The organism is Nocardia testacea NBRC 100365 (genome assembly GCF_000308775.1).
Lineage (GTDB): Bacteria > Actinomycetota > Actinomycetes > Mycobacteriales > Mycobacteriaceae > Nocardia > Nocardia testacea.
The window spans coordinates 1-590 of record NZ_BAGJ01000141.1 but is presented as its reverse complement, the minus strand read 5'-3'; the positions used below and the strand labels follow the sequence as shown (position 1 = coordinate 590).

Below are 590 nucleotides of genomic sequence, written 5' to 3'. Positions count from 1 at the left end.
ATCGCCCGCAGCAGCCGCTCCTCGGGGGTCAGTTCGGTTTCACCCTTCGGGGTGACCTTGCCGACCAGGATGTCGCCGTCGCGGACCTCGGCACCGATGCGCACGATGCCCCGCTCGTCGAGATCGGCGAGGACCTCGTCGGAGACGTTGGGGATATCGCGAGTGATCTCCTCGGCACCCAGCTTGGTGTCGCGGGCGTCGATCTCGTGCTCCTCGATGTGGATCGAGGTGAGCACGTCGTCTTCGACCAACCGCTGGGACAGGATGATCGCGTCTTCGTAGTTGTGGCCTTCCCACGGCATGATCGCCACGAGCAGGTTCTTCCCGAGGGCCATCTCACCGTTCTCGGTGCAGGGGCCGTCGGCCAACACCTGACCACGCTCGACCCGCTGGCCTTCATCCACGATCGGCCGCTGGTTGGCACACGTGCCCTGATTCGAGCGGGCGAACTTCCGCATCCGATAGGACTTGCGGGTGCCGTCATCGGCCATGACCGTCACATAATCGGCGGAAACCTCCTCGACCACACCGGCCTTGTCGTTGACCACGACATCCCCGGCATCCACCGCGGCCCGCAACTCCATCCCGGT

Annotated in this window: 1 pseudogene; it reads right to left on the bottom strand. The window is 65.1% G+C overall.

Annotated features, from left to right (window positions below):
* Window positions 1–590 (bottom strand): annotated as a pseudogene (locus ON38_RS19715) (DNA-directed RNA polymerase subunit beta); the annotation flags it as partial.